Source organism: Auritidibacter ignavus, assembly GCF_029853775.1.
Taxonomy (GTDB): Bacteria; Actinomycetota; Actinomycetes; order Actinomycetales; family Micrococcaceae; genus Auritidibacter; species Auritidibacter ignavus.
Genome location: NZ_CP122564.1, coordinates 388,987 through 407,090, shown reverse-complemented (window position 1 = coordinate 407,090; position 18,104 = coordinate 388,987). Strand labels below are relative to the sequence as shown.

The window sequence follows — 18,104 nt, the reverse complement described above, 5'->3', positions numbered from 1 at the left end:
AACCTCGATCTGCAAGCAGCCTCCCAACCTCGATCTGCAAGAGGCGTGGCAGCAATTGATTGGGGTCACGTCACCGATAGCCGGATGGTCGAGTACGTGAGCGTCGACTCAGATGTCAGCTAAAATCATGCGGGCAGGATGTCAGCTAAACTCATGCGGGCAGCCGCGGTACTTCAACGGGGAGGTCAAATCTTGCGGGCGTAGTGCCTCATGTCAAACTGAGCGCGAAGGGTAAGTCGTGCCTCACAGATCGTGAGCGCGAGAGGTCGCGTGGCTGCAGTGTCGTGCCTCAGCTAGTTTGAGCGCGAAAACTTGGGTTAGCTGGCTTTGATGCGGATGCCGGTGGTGCGGCGTTTTTGCCGGGCCTGGTGCTTGCTGTCGAGGTCGGCGGCGATGGTGAGGGTTTTGTCTTTGGCCAGGCTGATCAGCCGGTCTTGGTAGGTCAGGATTTGGCGGGTCAGCTGGGCTGGATTGATCCTGCGGTAGATGGCCGCTAGCTCTTCTTGTTGGGCGGTGGAGAGGATCCCGGCATCCAGCAGCCGGTGGTAGGGAGTCTTGGGTTTGTCATAGAGGCGTTTGCGCCGCCCGCTGGCGTCTTGGGTCCAGCCGGTGGGTTTTTTGGTGGCGGTGAAGTAGTTGAGTTTCAAACCCACCACCTGCCATAGGGCCGCCAGGATGGCGCGTTCATCTGCGGTGTCGTACCGGTAGTGAAACCCAAATTTTCGCACGGCGTGGTTGTTTTTGGATTCCACGGTGGCTTGATCATTTTTTTGATACGGCCGGCCCCGGGTGAAAAAGATCAACCGGTCAGCAGCCCAGTGCATGACTTCGTGGTTGATGAACTCTGACCCGTTGTCACAATCTAAGCCCGCGATCCCATAGGGGATGGCGGCTGCGGCCCGGTCCAATCCTGCCAGGATGTGCACTTGGGCGTTATGACGGAGCACTTCTAGGTGCACCCACCCGGTGCGCACATCAGTCATGGTTAGGGTGCGGGCGAATTCGCCTTGCAGGGTTGGCCCGCAATGGGCCACCGTGTCGGTTTCGAAAAACCCTGGTTCGTCTTCGACCTCATCGCCGGCTTGTCGCACCGTAATCGAGTTGCGCAACAAGGCCCCAGGCTTGGTCGTAGCGATGCCTTTGAGGCGTAACCGGTCGCGTTCGGCCTTGAGATACCGGTCAATCGTGGCGGCACTCATGGCCACCAGCTGGGCACGCACCGTGGGGTTATACCCGGAGCGGCCAAACGCCAACTCATCGTGGGCTTCTAACGCGTCTAACCAGTCTTCCATCACCGGTTTCATGTATTTGCCCGAGGGCATGCCCATCAACCGCCACACCCGGATCAACTGCTTTTTCGCATTCGCCGAATACTTCGTGGGTTTATGCTTTCGACGGTCAATGCGCACCACGTTTTTGACCCCGATGGTCTGCGACGTCAGATACCGCCTGGCCGTGGACCGGCCCAACCCAGTGGAAGCACAAAACTGATCTAAAATCGCTGACTTCTCCGCCTTGGACCCCGTGCGATAATCCCTACGTAATTGCTTGGTGACTTCAATCCGAGCACTCATCGAGACAATGTCCTTATCCATGCGTTCACACTATGGCTTCGCGCTCACGATACGTGAGGCACGACCTGAGCTACGCGCTCAATATCAATAAGGTACGTCGGGGGGTTGAGGGCGGTCTCAGGAAGCCATAGCCTACAGACCAGATCCTGCTCTGAGGGTGCTCGCAGTTGTGCCTGAGCTACTTACCAGGGCAGACCGTTGCCGGCGTAGGCCTTAGGCGCAACATGACGGGTACGCGAGTCGTAAGTGACGAGGGTGAAGACGTGGGGTCGAGAGAACACTTTCAACTTGTCACTCCACGGGAGCGAGTTTCATTGCGCACCTGCAATATTGATATGCGCGTCGGAGAGGCATGGCATACCTCGGCTGCTTGCCTTTGTCGCCGGTTGCAACATAGATACGAGGTTCGGAAGTCACATGCCTGACTTATACCATTCGACGGCGATCTGTACCCGATCGCGGAGTTCCAGTTTTGCCAAGATTCGGCTAACATTTCGGCGGATCGATGCCGGCTGAAGAACGAGCTTCTGCGCTATTTCAGCATTTGAAAGGCCATCCGCGATTAAACGTGCAATATCGAATTCGCGAGGGCTTAGCTGTGCGAACTGCGCTTGCCGGGCGCGCTTCTCGCCAGCGGAAGAAGCCCTAAGTACGCCACGTTCGAGGACTTGGCGCGTGATACGTGGAGTCAAGATCGCGTCCCCCTGCGACACAGACTGCAACGCCGTGGCAAGCTGGGGCGCTCGAACATCCTTGAGTAGAAAGCCCGAAGCGCCTGCGGCGAGTGCTCCGAACGCATAGTCATCCTCGTCGTAAGTCGTCAGCACGAGGACTTTTACGCTGGGATAACTGATCGTGATGCGTCTGGTTGCCTCGATGCCGTCCATAACTGGCATCCGGACATCCATGAGTATGACGTTGGGGAGGGGGTCGCAGCTGCGATAGCGTGAATCCAGCACCTGAATTGCTTGCTGGCCATCGGAGGCCTCCGCTATCACGTCGACCGTTCCCGTCTTCGCCAGCATCAAGGAGAATCCTGTGCGAGCGAGCCGCTGATCGTCAACAAGCATGACCTTCAACGTCCGGTGGTGCACTGCGGTCAAAGTTGAATCCGTCATGGGTGGCCGACCTCCTTATCGGGAACTAGAACGTCGGACACTAGTACCCAGTCCGCACCGTCTTCGTAGCCAGAGGATAGAGAACCCCCAGTTTGCTCCACCTGTCGTTGCAACCTCCGGAGTCCGGTCCCGGGCGCGTACTGGGAGCCGGCGCTCGGCGGTAGCGACCGCTCAACTCCGTCGTTCCTCACAGTGATGCGTGTCGCTTTTTCTGAATGGTCCCATGACACGGTCACGCGCTTGAGACAAGCGGCATGGCGGATGGCGTTGGTCAGACTTTCTCGGGTAATCGAAAAACACAAATGCGAATGTTCCCGGTGTTCCTGACGCCGGCCGGTTTCTGTAAATATGACAGTCACGCCGAGGGACCGTACGTGGTCAAGGATAGGTACTATGTCGTCCCAGTGACGGTACCGAGACCGACTCTCACCGTTTCCTGCATCGACGGTGGCTCCCGTCTCAATAAGTGCGACGTCGGGGCCTTCGGATACGTGAGCAGCCGCCGAAAGCCGATGTACTGCGCGACGGGTATCTTCCAGGCTTTCGCGCGCTACCTGATTGATGCCGTCCAATGCCTCGTCGAACTGGGCGTCGCCGGTCACGCCGCTTAGTCCTTCAGCCAACGCGGCGATGGTGGTTAAACCATGGCCGACACTATCATGCAGTTCTTCCGCAATGCGTGCCCATACGATGGCCTCATCTCTTTCGTACTCGAAGTGTTGAGCCTGGGCCAGCGCAGTGCGAACCCTTCTACTTGAGCTACGCCACGCACGGACGCTGCGGGTCGCAATTCCAACCGCAGCGAAGGCGGCCGCAGTGATGAGTTGGCCCACGAATTCGGCAGCGAAGGTTCCCGGACGAGCGACTATGAGAGAGCTGGCGGCCATCGCGACGAGGACGGTCAGAATCCCAGTTGTGACACCCCACGCCAAAGACCTGGTGATGCAGCTAAACAGAGCGAACAACAGGGGGAAAACAAAATAGTTCTCCATTCCGAGAGCCGAGCCCACAACATGTAAGACACACTCAACCCCCAGCACTGTTAGTGGAGCACGAGATGAGGCTATCAGGACAGCAGCGGAGCCAATGACCGCCACGGCGAGCAATACCGCGCCATACCAGACGCCGCTAAGGTGGAAGGCGGTACCGTCCGTGGGCGTACCGACGAACAGGAGGCGCGCAATAAAGAAAGTCTGGTAGCTGGAACAGATGATCACGCCTGCGATGAGGCCAGCAGATGGCCTGCCGGGAGGCACTGCCGACTGCGACAGCCAGTCGCCGAGCACCTGCCAGTAGCGTGCGGCCGTCTCCTTTACTGGATTCTGGCGCTGCTCGTAAGGCACTTGCGGTGCTCCCTCATAGTTGGTCTGGCCACACATACTTCGCGAGCTCGCCGGACGGCAGTGCGGCAAGCGTAAACAAAACGGTACCGACTACAATCAGCAAAATCCAGACAATCGGAGACAACAGGCACCCCGTCCAAGCTGCGGCAGCGGCCCCGCTCTTCCAATGGTTGTCACTCGTTCTCAATGCCCAGGCGAGCAGGACACCGGGAAGACAGAGGAGCATCCCCAGCATAAGTGAGACGAGGACCCCAGAGCTGTCTGAGTCATCCGGAGCTACCTCAGTTGGCGAGTAGTGTGACTTCGGTGCGCCCATCATGTCAAGCCCTCCTTAGGCTATCCGCGGGACTACGGCGCAACCATGGAGCCAATTGCGCCCATTGAACCAGGAATAGTGCAAGCCAGCATACAAATGCTGCGGCGATAAAATGGAGAAAGGGGATTGAGAGCATCGAGGTTCCAGCGATTAGGGTGGACCTAGCCACCAAGACGGTGCTCGTGATGAGTACCGGGATCAGCGCGATGATGATTGTGCTCACTGTCAGCTGGAAAGTTTGCCATACCAGGAGAGCCAGGACTTGATGTGGCGTGAGACCTGCTGTCCTCAAGGTGCCTTGTTCCAATACGGAATCTCGTCCTGAAAGGCAGATAACTGCGATGCTGGTCAACAAAGCGGCAAGGCCAAATAGGCCGGTCATCAGTACTGTGTCTGTGTAGTTGGGATTCGTGAGGGCAAACCCTTCGGCCGCCATCGTATTTTGGTAGGAACGCAGTGTGGTGAACATAACGACGCCTAGGCCCACTGCGGCACCGAGAGGAGCGATCATGTTCGCGTTGAATCCCGCTCGGGCGTTCGCTTGCTTAACGGCCACCTGTGCGATCGCTGAGCCCGGAATCGGCCGAAGCAATATTCGGATGCCACCCAGCACGATGGGGATGACTTCGGAGCCTAGGACGAAGGCCCCAAACGCCGCCACGAGCCCCGCCATGATCGCTGAGTTGACCATATTGCCGGCTTCAACACCGACATCAGCATTCTGGGGCATGAGTGAGCTACTGAAGGCGAGGAAGACCGCGACAAGCAGCACGATCAAACCTACTATCCATCTGAGCACCCTGCGCCGTCCTGCGACCGCGGACACGCCACGTATTGCCTCGACAGGCTTTACCTTCGAAGCTCGTCTAGCTGGCACGACTGCTCCAGCTAGGCAGGTGACGACTCCAATGAGGAACGACATGATCGTGGCCACGACAGAGGGAAAGAAGGGCGGCGCGCTGAAGTTGCCGGTTCCGTCTGGGAAACTTTCGGCTGCCATCTCGTTGAATAGCGGAACAGCCGCTGTGCTCAAAAAGGCCCCAAGCACCGCTCCCGGCACAGCTCCTATGACGCTCGATAGCCCCAGAAGAAGCCAAAGCCCGCCACGCACCTGACGAGGGCTGGCTCCGGCTAGACGCCACTGGGAGAAGGTCTGACGAGTGCGTTCTACGGTAGCGGCACCAACCACAGTGAGTGTAAAGACGGCCACAACAGCAATCAGGATGTAGATGGTAACCGATACTATTGAAAACTCACTTGGATCGAGTTTCGCATTCGCGGCAGCGGCTTGAAAGGGACTGCTGTTCGTCCAGATGAACTGATTAATGCAAGCCCCGATGAGAGCAGTCACTATAGCCACGACAACTATAGTTGGAATCCAGTTCTTAGCATCACTGGCAAAAATTTTCCAAATATAACGTGTCATGACGTCGCACTTCCCCGATGCTCCAGATTGCTTCCCCATTCGCCTCGAAGAACGGATGATATTTCATTTGGGCTGATTTGATCCGAAGAGATATTCGTTACGGTTCCGTCGTGCATGAACACGACTCTGTCTGCGAGTGCAGCAGCATCGACGTCATGCGTAACCATAACGATCGTCGCGCCTTGGGAAGCCAAGTCTCGGAGCGACTGCAGGACCAGTGCCGAGTTTCTTGAGTCAAGAGCACCAGTCGGCTCGTCTGCGAAAATGACTGCCGGCGATAGTATGATCGAACGACAGAGCGCAACCCGCTGTTGCTCGCCACCTGAAAGTAGACTTGCCCGAGCTTTCCGTTTCTCAAGCAATCCAAACGTCTCCATCGTATGGGTTAGGAAACCATGGTCCACTTTCCTGCGGGCCATAGTCGAGGGTAGCGTAATGTTTTCTTCGACGGTTAAGTACGGGATCAGATTGTATTGTTGGAATACGAATCCAACGTTCTCCCTCAGGAATTTTGCTCTCGCTTCGCTCCGCAGGTTATAGATGTCGGTTTGCCCCACAAGGATCTGCCCTGTGTCTGGCTGGTCGAGTCCGCTCAGGCAGTATAGGAGTGAGGTTTTTCCGGCGCCGCTCGGTCCGACTATGGACGTCAGACCTCTCTGCGGGATTCTTACCGAGCAGTCTCGCAGAATCCTAGTGTTCCCGGCTGCAAGGTTCACAGACCTCGCCTGCACGGCGGCAGCCTCTGTTGTTGCGTACATTGTGAGTGAGCACCCTTTCTCTGACATCTGGCAGTACATGGCCTACTGTGTACAACTTCCCAAGCTTCGTCTCGTCTCGCCACCGTCACACGTAGATTGACACCTGGTGATGACAGTTGCAGCGACTGCCGCGGCCTCCGGATCGCTGCATGCGTAGCTGTGGCCACCAGTCGCCGAGCGCCACGTCGTGCTCGGCGGGGCCGGTGCGGGAGTAGCCGGTGCACTGACTAGGGCGTGTCTCCCAATGGCCGCTCCCAGATGAGGATGGCGCAAAGAGTTGTGCCACCGCGGTAGGTGATCGCGCGCTTGTCGAAGTGAGTGGCGATACCGCGCCATTGAGTGGCCAGGGCGAGGAACCGCTCGATCACGTTCCGTCCACGGCGGGCGTCGATGCCGGGAGAGTGACCGCCATAACTGCCCCTGCACTTCCTGGCAGCGCTCTGGTCTCGCCCGTCTGGAGACGGCCGTGATGCCGCGGCGGCGCAGCTCATTGCGGATGACACCGCTCGCCCCGGCGCGGTCGGCGGTCACAGCGTCCGGGCGAGTGCGTGGGCGACCCGAGCCGAAGGACGTAACTCTCGGTGGGTATCATCGTTGCGCTGCCCGCCAGTGAGGACCATTGCCAACGGTCAGTCGCGCCCATAGATGGCCTGGTGGATCTTCGTGCTCAGCCCATCAGGTGAGCGGCCCATGCCGTGACCGGGTGGTTCAATCTCCCGCCGCGGCGGGTTCTTGTGATTCGATCTCGCTCTCTGTGTCCTGCGCAGGGCGGGTGGTATTCGTTGCGGGTCGATGGGCCTGCGCGATCGTCGCATCGATCGACACGGCCCAGTCGCTCTTCCCCGCAGAATTGGCCCCGGCAAGGCTCCACGTCAGCACTTGGTTCCAGGTGCCGTCACCGGCGTACCGGCGATGCCGCTTCCACGCCGTTTGTCACGGCGCAAACTGCTGGTAAGGCAGATCCCGTCATGGAATCCCGGTCCGGAACCGGTACGCGACGTTCTCCATGATCCGCGCCGTTCATCGCCGAACGGATGACCGCGGCGGTCCGCGTCCGAGGGCAGCAGCGGTTCGATGCGCTCCCACTACTGCTCGTCCGTGATCACTCGATACCGTGGACCTGCTGGCCTCACCCAGCCAGAGCATCCTGCGCACCTCACCGCAAATATGGGAGATACGCCCCAGAGGTGTCTTGCTCCGCTATCGCGTGACCCCGGCAAGCGTTGGGCAGCGCACGCGGTCCTCGTTTTGTCTGACTAAGGGAGGGCTGCCGCGCAAGGTGAACGACCATGTTATGTGCCCAACCCAGAGGCCGGGAGCTCCCTCAGGCCGTGATCGCCGTGATAGGCGCATCGAGCATAGGGACACCCGTTACATTTGTTTATAGGTCCTTCTAGGATATTTCTTAGGTCTAACCAAGGACCTGGTCGCTGGCTCTGGTATGGCTGTGTTGCCCTGTCATTTCATGGTCCGGGGGTGTTGCCGCCAGAGGTCCAGGACGCGCGTTGACTTCTCATAGGGATGCGGCCCAAGCAGTGTGTTGAGGTCTGTTCGTCACGTGGGTGCAAGCATCGGGTGTCATGATCACAGCGGCCTTGCTACCAGCAGTGAGGAAGACTGCCATGACAACAACCTACGATGTGATCCTGGGGCTAGACGTTGGTAAAAGCGCACAATACGGATGCGCCCTGACAACCACCGGCGAGAAACTCTACGACCGGGAATTACCGCAAGACGAAACCGCATTGCAAGACGTCATCGTTCAGCTCCAAAGGCACGGTTCAGTGCTGGTGGTGGTCGATCAGCCTAACACCATTGGTGCCTTACCGATCGCGGTGGCCCGAGACTGTGACGCCACCGTGGCATACTTGCCGGGCTTGGCGATGCGCAAGGCCGCTGATCTGTATCCCGGCCGGCCCAAAACTGATGCCCGGGACGCGTTCATCATTGCTGATACTGCCAGAACCATGCCCCATACGCTACGAGCCATGGATCGGGAATCTGATCTGTTCTCGGCGTTGAAAGTGCTGGCTGGGTTTGATGATGACCTGGCTCGGGAATGTACCCCAGCCATCAACCGACTACGGTCCTTGCTGGTGCACATTTACCCGTCACTGGAACGAGTCTTCACCGGCACCGTCCTCACACGGCCCATGGTCCTGGAGCTGTTGATTCGGTATCACGGACCCCACGGCCTGCAGGCTGCTGACAAATCGGGGGTAAAACGCTGGGCGAAAAATCATGCCCGCAAAGACCCCTCCGCGTTGATCGACCAGATCTTCGCGGCCCTAGCCGAGCAAACGGTCACCGTGCCTGGAACAGCTACCGTGGAACTGATCATCCCCAGGATGGCCACCCAGATCAAAGAACTCAAAGCTCAACGCGCTCTGATGGCCACCGAGGTGGAAACGATGGTCGATGCTCACCCTCTTACCCAGGTCTTGATTCCTATGCCAGGAGTCGGAATCAAGACCACCGCCACGATCCTGCTCACTGCAGCAGACTTCAGCTCCTTCCCCACCCCAGATCACCTGGCCACCTACGCCGGCATTGCTCCCGTAACGCGTCGCTCTGAGACCTCGATCCGAGGTGAGTCCCCGGCCCGCTCTAGCAATAAACAACTCAACAACGCCTTATTCCGATCCGCATGGATGGCCTCCTGCCACGACCCGGTATCGAAAGCCCACTACAACAAGAAACGCGCTGAAGATAAGAAACATAACGCCGCGGTGATCTGTCTGACACGCCACCGCCTCAACGTCATGTTCGCCTTGGTCCGAGATGGCAACTTCTATCACGCTACCCCAAACAAAGTTCCCCAAGCAGCTTGACTTAAAGCACAGGGGACACCCCCCTCAGGGATGCTTCCTGGCCTCTATGGCCGAGTTCTACTCGCTGAACCTAGCCCAAGAAATCCCCCGCGACATGACCCGGAGGACCACTATCGGCGGCACCCCCACCAAAGCACCCCTGGGCTACCTCACCGCCCGCACCGTAGCCGACTGGTCCCCGTCGCACCTGGCCAAAGAACTCACAGCCCGCCAAAACAGTCACCACTAACGGGCTACACAAGACCAACCACTCCTGCCAGGGCAGCGTCACCTTCCGTAGCGTCACCTACGACGGCACCCACCAGCCCCTCGTCGACGCCACGACCTCGGTGCGTGTCCACGCCAACCTCGACGCCAACAACACCCGTGGCGAACAATCCCAGAAGTATCACCACTACCGCAAAGGCACCCTGTTCTACACCTGCGCAGCCAAGCTCATGGTTGAACGTCGGCGCGACAGAGCCGGGGACCACTACGAGTAGTTCCACGGCTCCGCGATCCTCGTCGCACGCGCCGAAGCTCAGATGGAACACGCCTACCAGCACAACTCCCTCAGCTAAACCCAGGCCACGCAGGCCCGGAAGGACCGCCACGACGTCTCCGACAAACGCACAACTTAACGCCTCGAGCTGATCCCAACCCACTACACCGACACGCGATCACACTCGGCCATTTCACCGACCTCCTGCTCGACCTCGGTGACCTCTACAGCAAGTGCGAATCAGCCGAACGACGCATCTTCAACCGCGCGTCGTTCACCCGTATCACCATCGACGTCCCGGCCCACGTCGCCGCAGAAACAAAACGGCCCCGCCATCAGGCGGGGCGAGTTTCGATATTCTCATCTTACGTGGAGGTAAGGGGACTCGAACCCCTGACCTTCTCCATGCCATGGAGACGCGCTACCAGCTGCGCCATACCCCCGTAGTGAGTAGTTGCAACCTCTCGGAAGCAACTTCTCTACTATACAACCGCATCTTTTAATTGTGCAAATCGGCGGTTAAACGTTCGCATCGATGAGCTGAAATTCTCGGGACGCCCCGGGTGTATAGGTCAAGATGTGGGCTCGACAGTTGTCGAGCCGGGGGATGCTACCGTAGTGAGAATCCGGTTGTCCCAACAGTACATGAGTCGCGGCCCGTAAGGTGTTGCCGTGCGCGACAAACAGCACAGTAGCCGATGCTCCATTATGGCCCAGCTTCGGTAAGACCCCACTCAGCGTTTCCCGGATTGCTTGGGCGCTGCGAGTGCCGGATTCTTTGGGTGTTTCGCCCTGGACCGGCCCGCAATTGATATCGGGCCTGCGCCATTGAGCAAATTCTTCTGGCCACTGGGTAGCAATCTCGGAGAAGTAGAGTGATTCCCACTGTCCCCCGGCCGTTTCGGCCAGACGCGCGTCCACGGTGACAATCTGCGAGACTGGACGACGTACTCCACGAGCCTGCAACACATACTCCGCCGTACTCCGCGCCCGCATGAGTGGAGAACTCCGCACGGCCAGGAAATCGGTCCCGAGCCAGCGTTCGGCTGCTTCTTTTGCCTGGACGACTCCGGTCTCATTGAGAGGCACGTCGGTTTGCCCTTGATATCGTTCACGAGCATTCCATTCCGTTTGACCATGTCGTAGCAAAACAATGCGGAATGTCATGGGACGTGCTCTTCTCCGGTCTAGTCCAGCTCGTTGTCCTGTTCGGGGCGTGCCACATCTAGCTCGATCTGAGGTGCTTCTGCCCATAAGCGGTCTAGGGCAAACAGTTCACGTTCTTCACGGTGTTGGATGTGAACGACAAAATGGCCATAGTCCAGCAGTATCCAGCGGGCTTCTTCGGTGCCTTCACGCCGGATTGGTTTCAGATCTTCCTGCTGCCGCAGGGCATCTTCAATCTCTTCGGTGAGTGCTTTTACCTGGCGTTCTGAGCTGGCACTGACGAATAAGAAGGCATCAGTAATTCCCAGGCGCGTGGCCACATCAACAGCGGAGATATGCTCCCCCTGTTTGCTATCGGCCGCCTGGGCGGCAACGTTGAGTGCTGTCAGGGTGGTCTCGGGAACGCTCACTAAGCTCCTTAGCAGGTTGAGATCGTCATCACTTAGAAAAACAGCAGAACCAGGCCGATAATCAAGGTGGCCACACCGATTATTAATACCACGGTAGACCACATCATCATTCTCCGCTCAGCAGCAGCGGAATCGCGGGTATCCAGGGGGTCCAGCCCGTGGGCAGAGCCAGCACCGACGGGGTTCTTCTTGACTTTCGCCGGCGCTGGCACCGGTTCGCTCGCCGACGTGGCGGTGGTACGGGAACGGGGTGCTGGATGGTCCTGAGTGGCAGGTTCCACCACGGATTGGGTTGCTGTGGCCTTGGCCTGGAGCTGATCGTTTATTTTCGGCGGTGCGGTGTCCTCGCTGACAGCTGGCAACCCGGTATGTGACGTCCACTCTTCATCGGAGATCACCTGACTCTGGGCGCGCTGATTAATCTCGCCCATTCGTTTGGCCAGATCTTGTTGCCGTTGTAACAGGCGCGGATCAATCCGGTTGGGGTTCGTTTCACCGATCCGGGCGATCTCCTCAGAGACATGCTGAATTTCGCGCTGAAGTTCGGCACGCTCATCCTCGATCGGTTGGGTCAACCCAATTCCGGTGATCTCGGTGGTGGCAGTGGAGGAATACTCGTGAAACTGCTGCACTTCTTGAGGTGCTGCCGGGTGGTCTTCGACGGTTTGTGGTGCCTCAGCCCGGCGCGGATGCTGTTGCGGGCGCTGTTGGGCGGCCACATCGTCAGCGTCGGGACTGAAAATATTCGAAGACTCTGCCTCGGCGTAGGCTTGGACACGCTCTGCTCGCGCCTGTCGTCGAGACCGTGGGGTGGTGTCCTGCGAAGGTGCGGGGCTTGGTTGAGGTTGCTGAGAGATGAGCGGGATACCACCGGTGGAGGTGGCTTCTGCATCGGCACGACGGTGACGCCGGGGAGTCGCCGGCGGGGTGCGTTCGGCACTGGGCGCACGACGAACTGGCTCGGGTTGTCCCGTCACGTCAGTTCGCCGGAAACTCTCGGTGACCTGATCAACAGGAGCTGACCGCGCTGAGTGCGCTGCGGTTCGGTGGTGCTGTGGAACGGTGGTGTGCCTCGGCGCATCGGGTACCGCTTGCGGATCAGCGTGTTGTCCGGGATGGCCCGGAACACTTCCGCGCTGAGTATCGGCGACGCGGTGTCCTGCGGATCGATATTCCTGCTGGATCCGAGGAACCCGACCAGAGACCATCGACGGAGCATCCGTGGGTGAATCCGCAGCCCGACGCGCGCGACGGGGCTGGTTGTTTTGTTCGCTTCGTCCGGTCTGCTCAACCGCAGTGCCCTCGAAGATGGCCCGTTCACGGCGACGACGTAGCTCACGACGGGACAGCGGGCGTGATGACTCGTTGCTCACGAGATCACCTCCTGATCAGTCGCGTTGGTCGGGTCCATGTGTCTGACGACCGCTGGGCGAAGCGGGTCTGTAGCGGCCTCTTCGGTGTCTTCGCTCAGGTATAAACCGTACTTGGCGATATATTGTACGACTCCGTCTGGAACCAGGTACCACACCGGCTTGCCGGCTCTGACCCGGGCCCGACAGTCCGTGGAGGAAATAGCCATGGCCGGAATGGACATCAGCGAAATGTCATCGCGCCCAAAGTCATCGAGGGCATGACCGGGCCGGGAGACACCGACAAAATGCGCTTTACCCCACAAATTCTCCACGTTTTTCCAGGACATGATGCTTTCCATCGCATCCGCACCGGTGATGAAATAGAGCTCGGCATCGGGCCGCAAGGCGTGGAGGTCATCGAGGGTATCGGCGGTGTAGGTCGGCCCGGGACGGTCAATATCCACCCGTGAGACGGAGAACCGCGGGTTGGCCGCGGTAGCAATAACGGTCATGAGATACCGGTGTTCGGCGGCGGTGACGTCTTTATCGGCCTTCTGCCAGGGACGTCCGGTCGGCACGAAGACGACCTCGTCCAACTCGAATTCGGAGGCAACTTCCGAGGCTGCGACCAAGTGGCCGTGGTGGATGGGGTCGAAGGTACCGCCCATAATGCCCAGACGGGGCCGGCGCTGGGCACCGTTACCTGCCATCTGGGACTGATCAGAGTGAGTCACGACTTAAACTACTTTCACATCCCGGTCCCACCCTGCAACGATCGTGGGTCCGAGACCGGGATGGCGACGGAGAGGTTTCCAGAACGGTCTTTAGTGTCCAGACTGCTCGTCGAAACGCTGGTGTGCGCGCTCGCGGGTGACGACCTCGGTGCCCGGGGCCTGGTGACGACGCCGAACGGAGCGTAGGGACATGGTGGCAAACAGCAAGCACATCAGGATCACGAAGACTGCAACCCCGTAAGCCCAGGGTTCAACCGGTAATTCGTTGACAATCTCCGGACCGGAGCCAAGGGTGGTGAGATGTGAGAGCATGGGCGTTCTCTTTCTTATCGCTCAGCGGTGTGCAAAATCATCACCTAGTCTACTCACATTGTTTCCACTACGTTCTGATTTGTCCTTGACCGCGCAGAATCCACTTGGTACTGGTCAGCTCTTCCAGCCCCATGGGCCCGCGGGCGTGGGTCTTTTGGGTGGAGATTCCAATTTCTGCGCCCAGCCCAAATTGCCCACCATCGGTGAACCGTGAGGAGGCGTTGACCATGACCACGGCAGCATCAATGCCAGCGATGAACGTGTCGGCATGGGAGAGGTCGTTGGTGATAATCACTTCGGTGTGGCCGGTCGTGTGAGCTTGGATGTGCTCCATGGCGGTCTGAAGATCATCGACGACGCCCACCGCCATCTCCATGTCAAGGTATTCGGTATCCCAGTCCTGTTCGGTGACCTCCAGCAACATCCCGGCGCTCGGTGAGTCGGTGGCGGCAATGAGTTGCCGAGCTGCATCGTCCAGGTGCAAACGCACCCCGGCTTGGGCCAGGGCGCGCAGCGCCTCACGGCCGGCCTGGACCGCCTCGCGGTGGATCAGCAGGGTTTCGGCCGCATTGCACACGGAGGTGCGGTGGGTTTTCGAATTCAGCACGATGTCGGCGGCCATCTGTGGGTCAGCACTAGCATCCACATAAACGTGCACGTTACCCGCCCCGGTCTCAATGACCGGGACCCGGGCGTTGTCCACCACCGAGCGAATCAGCCCCGCTCCCCCGCGCGGGATCAGCAGATCGACTCCCCCGCGCAATTCCATCATGGCCCTCGCCCCAGCGCGACCGTGCTCGTCCACGGATTGAATGACATCGGGGTCAAAGCCTTGATCAGCCAGGGCAGAGCGCAGGATGGCGATGGTAGCCCGGTTGGTGTGTTCAGCTGCCGATCCACCCCGTAGTAGCACCGCGCTACCGGCTTTGAGCCCAATACCGGAAATATCGACAGTGACGTTCGGCCGGGCCTCATAGATGGCGCCGACCACGCCGATGGGCACCCGAACTTGTTGCATCCGGATCCCGTTGGGAAGGTTACGTCCGCGGACCACCTCACCGACGGGGTCGGGTAACGTGGCCAGCTCGTTGAGCGCGGAGCGCAGTCCGGCCATACGCTGTTCGGTGAGCGTGAGCCGGTCGAGTAGCGCCGCCGAGAGACCGTTGTCGGCTCCGGCGCTCAGATCCGCTTGATTGTGGTCCAAGATGTAGCGACGTTGGTCCCAGATTGCCTCACCGAGTGCCTGCAGGGTGCGATCTTTGCGGGCTCGCGATGCCGAGGCCAATGTCTGCTGGGCGCGACGGGCCCGCTGAGTCATCTCCCAAACTGCCGCGCGTACCGTGGAGTCCTGCTGTGTGGTCATACAGGCCAGTCTAGCGTCGATGGGATACATCTCACGGGCGGGTAGTGAGACCGAAGGAATCGCGGGTGACGGTATCGTCGATGTGGACCACTGCCCGATCGTATTCAGGCCCGAGTGCCTCCCGCAGCTCCGCGGTGGACTTGCCCAACATCTCGGGTAGCTCATGGGAGGAGTAATTGATCAAGCCTCGGGCAACGATGGTGCCGTGCACATCGCAGATTTCGACCGCGTCTCCAGGCTCAAATTCTCCGCGGACGTCGACCACTCCGGCAGGGAGCAAGGAGCGATGCCGCTGGGTGACCGCAATGACCGCCCCGTCGTCGATGAGAATTGATCCTCGAGTCTCGGCCATCAACCCCAACCAGGCCGAGCGAGCGGTTTTGCGTTCACCGCGCACATCAAACCAGGTGCCCACATCCTCGCCGTCCAGTGCCGGGGCTGCCAGTGACGCCGCGGTCAGCAGTGCTGGAATCCCGGACCCAGTGGCGATCGAGGCGGCTTCGACTTTGGTCACCATCCCTCCGGTGCCCACACCGGCAGTGCCGGTGGTGCCAATCGTGACGTCGTGGAGGTCCTCGGCAGAGCGGACACGGGCGATGCGGGTGCTACCGGGTCGGGTGGGTGGTCCGTCGTAGAGGGCGTCCACGTCGGTCAGGAGCACCAGCAGGTCGGCTTTGACCACATTGGCGACCAGTGCAGCCAGGCGGTCGTTATCGCCAAACCGAATTTCTTGGGTGGCCACCGCGTCGTTTTCGTTAACCACCGGGATCACGCCCAGATGCAAAAGCCGTTGAAGCGAACGGAAAGCATTGTTGTACTGGGTGCGGCGCATCAATTCATCGGCGGTCAGTAACACCTGGGCAACGGTATATCCGTGGCGGTGGCAGGACTGCGCATAGTAGGCCATCAGCTGGCTCTGCCCCACCGCGGCAGTGGCCTGTAGCGTTGCCAGATCCTTGGGTCGTTTATCGAAGTCCAAAACCGGTAACCCGGCAGCGATCGCGCCAGAGGAGACCAGCACCACCTGGGTGCCAGCCTTCCGCAGGGAGGCGATCAACGCGGTGAGCCGGTCTATAGCCTCCAGCGACACACCGGAGGGAGTGGTCAACGATGACGACCCAATTTTGATCACGATCCGACGCGCCTGGGAAATGGTCGAACGGTCAGTGACCGGGTTGTGCGAGACAGGGGTTCGGGTACTCACGCGGGTATCGCCTTCGGTGCTGGATGGATGTGATCTGTGCGGGGCAAGGACCGGATCAGAACTGGTCGTCGTCTTCGTCGGTATGATGCCAGTCGGTCCACAGACCGCAGCGACGTTCCTGTTCCATTTCGGCCTGGGTGGCGGCCCGGGCCGCTTTGCGTTCTGCCCAGTCCTGACGTTTTTCTTCACGGGTCGGACGGTGTCGCTCGTCCATGCGGTAGTCGGAACCCCGTGGACCGGTGAGGTGTTCCGACCCGGTCGAAATCGTCGGCTCCCAGTCGAAGACGACTCCGGTGTCGTCATCACCGATCACCACAGTAGCCCCAGGCACTGCGCCGGCTTTGAACAGTTCTTCTTCAATACCGATTCGCTCTAAGCGGTCGGCCAGATAACCCACGGCCTCATCGTTGGCGAAGTTGGTTTGAGCCACCCAGCGTTCCGGCTTGTCCCCGCGGATACGGAACAGTGGTTTCGCGCTCCGTTCCTCGGCGGTAATCGTAAAGTCTTGGGTACGATCACCCCGACGGCGCCGGGGAGTGATCGCCACAACGGGAGCAGGCTCGGGTTCGGGGGCAACGGCCCGGGCTTGGTTGACTAACTCAGCCATGGCGAATTTCAAGGCGTCCAGGCCTTGGTGGGCAATCGCTGAGATGTCAAAGACCCGCAGTCCGCGACTTTCCAGGTTATCTCGAACCATCTCAGCCATCTCCTGGCCGTCGGGAAGATCCGTCTTATTCAGCGCGACCAACTGCGGACGTTCGTTCAGCGGTTTCATTTGCTCGCCACTGCTACCCTGGACTGGTTTGACCGAATATGCGGCCAGTTCGTGTTCCAGGGCTTCGAAGTCCGAAATCGGGTCGCGGTCAGATTCCAAGCTCGCGCAATCCAGCACATGGACCAACGCCGCGCAACGTTCGACGTGACGCAAAAATTCTAGCCCTAAGCCCTTACCCTGACTGGCACCGGGGATCAGACCGGGCACATCGGCGACGGTGAACCGGGTTTCACCGGCTTGAACCACTCCCAGGTTAGGAACCAGTGTGGTGAAAGGATAATCGGCGATTTTCGGTCGTGCAGCCGACAGCGCAGCGATCAGAGAGGATTTCCCTGCCGAGGGGAAACCGACCAGGGCAATATCGGCCACGGATTTCAGCTCCAGCACAACACTACGTTCTTCGCCTGGAATACCGAGCAATGAGAATCCGGGTGCTTTACGTTTTGGTGACGCTAACGCCGCATTGCCCAGCCCCCCGGTGCCACCGGCGGCCACGACGTATTCCATGCCGGGATGCACGAGATCTGCCAACACGTTGCCTTCTTGGTCTTTAATCACCGTGCCAACTGGGACCGGTAGATACAGTGATTCACCGTCTCGACCATCTTTATTCCCTCCCTTACCGGGCTCGCCGTTGGTGGCTGAGCGGTGGGGACCGTGGTGATAGTCAAGCAATGTGGTTTCTTGGGAGTCGGCCACGACCACCACGTCTCCACCGCTACCGCCGTTGCCTCCGTCGGGTCCGCCAAGTGGTTTGTATTTCTCCCGGCGCACCGAGGTTTCCCCGTGGCCACCGTTGCCACCGGTGGCGTGCAAGGTGACATGATCAACGAACTGTGGCATTGGTTTCTCCCTCACGAGTCAGGTGGTCTCAGTCGGTGGCGGTTCGGGGGTTTAGATAGCGCAAGCGGGGGCGGACCCAGGCAGGCCCGCCCCCGCT

The 18,104-nt window shown here is 59.5% G+C and carries 16 protein-coding genes, 1 tRNA gene and 1 pseudogene; 2 read left to right on the top strand and 16 right to left on the bottom strand.

The genetic code is table 11. The annotated features are described in order from the left end of the window. Positions 1–317 precede the first annotated feature (317 nt). The 6 genes and pseudogenes from QDX22_RS01785 to QDX22_RS01760 all read right to left on the bottom strand — a co-directional run bounded on the left by QDX22_RS01785 (position 318) and on the right by QDX22_RS01760 (position 7,611). Positions 318–1,595 carry an integrase catalytic domain-containing protein gene (locus QDX22_RS01785; protein ID WP_208392075.1) on the bottom strand — a complete coding sequence of 426 codons (1,278 nt, stop codon included), beginning with the start codon at positions 1,593–1,595 and terminating at the stop codon, positions 318–320. Between the two features lie 392 nt (positions 1,596–1,987). Beyond that, positions 1,988–2,692, bottom strand: a complete 705-nt coding sequence (locus QDX22_RS01780) for a response regulator (protein ID WP_110111053.1) — start codon at positions 2,690–2,692, stop codon at positions 1,988–1,990. Further along, on the bottom strand, positions 2,689–4,035 hold the full coding sequence (locus QDX22_RS01775) for a histidine kinase (RefSeq protein ID WP_158278512.1): 1,347 nt from the start codon (positions 4,033–4,035) through the stop codon (positions 2,689–2,691). Before QDX22_RS01775 ends, QDX22_RS01780 begins: the two co-directional genes overlap by 4 nt. A gap of 320 nt (positions 4,036–4,355) precedes the next feature. Further along, positions 4,356–5,777, bottom strand: coding sequence for an FtsX-like permease family protein (locus QDX22_RS01770; protein WP_166769823.1), 1,422 nt, complete (start codon positions 5,775–5,777; stop codon positions 4,356–4,358). Then, the gene (locus QDX22_RS01765) at positions 5,774–6,535 is read right to left on the bottom strand and encodes an ABC transporter ATP-binding protein (RefSeq protein WP_233242945.1); all 762 of its coding nucleotides are present in this window, start codon (positions 6,533–6,535) and stop codon (positions 5,774–5,776) included. The genes QDX22_RS01770 and QDX22_RS01765 overlap by 4 nt, the downstream gene beginning before the upstream one ends. 227 nt (positions 6,536–6,762) lie before the next feature. Further along, positions 6,763–7,611 (bottom strand): annotated as a pseudogene (locus QDX22_RS01760) (IS5 family transposase). A 546-nt stretch (positions 7,612–8,157) separates the two neighbouring features. Here QDX22_RS01760 and QDX22_RS01755 point away from each other — a divergent pair. Together QDX22_RS01755 and QDX22_RS01750 are read left to right on the top strand one after the other, a co-directional pair. Further along, on the top strand, positions 8,158–9,366 hold the full coding sequence (locus QDX22_RS01755) for an IS110 family RNA-guided transposase (protein ID WP_279717937.1): 1,209 nt from the start codon (positions 8,158–8,160) through the stop codon (positions 9,364–9,366). Positions 9,367–9,412: 46 nt separating this feature from the next. Further along, positions 9,413–9,595, top strand: a complete 183-nt coding sequence (locus QDX22_RS01750) for a hypothetical protein (protein WP_122548660.1) — start codon at positions 9,413–9,415, stop codon at positions 9,593–9,595. Between the two features lie 4 nt (positions 9,596–9,599). Here the strand turns inward: QDX22_RS01750 and QDX22_RS01745 are convergent, their stop codons facing one another. From QDX22_RS01745 to obgE, 10 genes are all read right to left on the bottom strand, one after another. Beyond that, the gene (locus tag QDX22_RS01745) at positions 9,600–9,959 is read right to left on the bottom strand and encodes a hypothetical protein (protein ID WP_279672881.1); all 360 of its coding nucleotides are present in this window, start codon (positions 9,957–9,959) and stop codon (positions 9,600–9,602) included. 258 nt (positions 9,960–10,217) lie between these two features. Then, positions 10,218–10,290: transfer RNA gene (locus QDX22_RS01740), tRNA-Ala, on the bottom strand. Between the two features lie 76 nt (positions 10,291–10,366). After that, the gene (locus tag QDX22_RS01735; protein ID WP_279717936.1) at positions 10,367–11,014 is read right to left on the bottom strand and encodes a histidine phosphatase family protein; all 648 of its coding nucleotides are present in this window, start codon (positions 11,012–11,014) and stop codon (positions 10,367–10,369) included. A 20-nt stretch (positions 11,015–11,034) separates the two neighbouring features. Further along, entirely contained in the window at positions 11,035–11,424 is a 390-nt protein-coding gene (rsfS, locus tag QDX22_RS01730; RefSeq protein WP_122548662.1) for a ribosome silencing factor, read from the bottom strand. A 32-nt stretch (positions 11,425–11,456) separates the two neighbouring features. Further along, complete coding sequence (locus QDX22_RS01725) at positions 11,457–12,797, bottom strand: hypothetical protein (RefSeq protein ID WP_279717935.1); 1,341 nt, start codon at positions 12,795–12,797, stop codon at positions 11,457–11,459. Then, entirely contained in the window at positions 12,794–13,486 is a 693-nt protein-coding gene (gene nadD, locus QDX22_RS01720) for a nicotinate-nucleotide adenylyltransferase (RefSeq protein ID WP_110099810.1), read from the bottom strand. The genes QDX22_RS01725 and nadD overlap by 4 nt, the downstream gene beginning before the upstream one ends. A gap of 114 nt (positions 13,487–13,600) precedes the next feature. Beyond that, entirely contained in the window at positions 13,601–13,822 is a 222-nt protein-coding gene (locus QDX22_RS01715) for a hypothetical protein (RefSeq protein ID WP_279717934.1), read from the bottom strand. A 67-nt stretch (positions 13,823–13,889) separates the two neighbouring features. Continuing rightward, positions 13,890–15,185, bottom strand: a complete 1,296-nt coding sequence (locus QDX22_RS01710) for a glutamate-5-semialdehyde dehydrogenase (RefSeq protein ID WP_279717933.1) — start codon at positions 15,183–15,185, stop codon at positions 13,890–13,892. 31 nt (positions 15,186–15,216) lie between these two features. Beyond that, the gene (gene proB / locus QDX22_RS01705) at positions 15,217–16,389 is read right to left on the bottom strand and encodes a glutamate 5-kinase (RefSeq protein ID WP_279717932.1); all 1,173 of its coding nucleotides are present in this window, start codon (positions 16,387–16,389) and stop codon (positions 15,217–15,219) included. Positions 16,390–16,444: 55 nt separating this feature from the next. Then, positions 16,445–18,007 (bottom strand): GTPase ObgE, encoded by a 1,563-nt coding sequence (gene obgE / locus QDX22_RS01700; protein ID WP_279717931.1) that lies wholly within the window; start codon positions 18,005–18,007, stop codon positions 16,445–16,447. Between the last annotated feature and the right edge of the window lie 97 nt (positions 18,008–18,104).